This window comes from Vibrio sp. 10N.222.55.C6 (assembly GCF_041473395.1).
GTDB classification, from domain to species: Bacteria; Pseudomonadota; Gammaproteobacteria; order Enterobacterales; family Vibrionaceae; genus Vibrio; species Vibrio crassostreae_C.
On sequence record NZ_JBFRSD010000820.1, the window covers coordinates 1 to 617 of the forward strand.

Consider the following 617-nt stretch of genomic DNA (forward strand, 5'->3'; position numbering starts at 1 on the left):
TTTGAAAATTCATTGTTTGTTTTTGGCCCCGTTCCTTTTGGTTCGGGGCTTTTTTCGTCTGTACATATCTGAATGCCAAAAGTGTTGAATTCAACACCCCTAAATAGGGATAAGAATTGAGCAGTGATTGACATCGATGCTTTGCGGGTTGTGCGTCGTCCCGCGTTTTGAAATCTGGCGCATTAATTTGAGTTGCACTGACCTGATTCAGTGCTTTTTTGGGACAAGAGAATGACAAATAGAACTGAGTATCAAAAAAACTATTATGCCGAAAATAAAGAAGCGTTGTTTGAAAAACGCGAAAAGCAGAAGACGTTTAACGAACTTTTACAGGGGTTCACTGATAGCCGAACGCTCGTAGAGGTTGAAATGCTTCAAGAGGTTATGCGCAAAGGCATGACAACAGACCATATTGCATTGCTATGGCGTGAGTATCAACGAGCAACAAAAGCAGTTATGACAATAGCGACAGTAAGCGAGCACAAACAGCCGTTTATTGATTGGATGGAGTCACGATAATGGCAGCGTTAAGAGAGCTACAGAAAGTCGCTAAGTTTTGGAAGTGCAAAGTTCAGCTCGATGAGAAAGAACAGCTGCATTTCATTCAGAAAGATGAC

At 41.7% G+C, this 617-nt stretch carries 1 protein-coding gene; it reads left to right on the forward strand.

The window, feature by feature from the left end; all coding sequences use genetic code 11:
• The first annotated feature begins 231 nt into the window (after positions 1 to 231).
• Positions 232 to 519, forward strand: a complete 288-nt coding sequence (locus tag AB4486_RS26350) for a hypothetical protein (RefSeq protein WP_136975914.1) — start codon at positions 232 to 234, stop codon at positions 517 to 519.
• The last annotated feature ends 98 nt before the right edge of the window (positions 520 to 617 follow it).

Excerpts from the sequence above, each read along its gene's own strand:
- AB4486_RS26350 (WP_136975914.1), top strand. The coding sequence starts at position 232 with ATGACAAATAGAACTGAGTATCAAAAAAACTATTATGCCGAAAATAAA.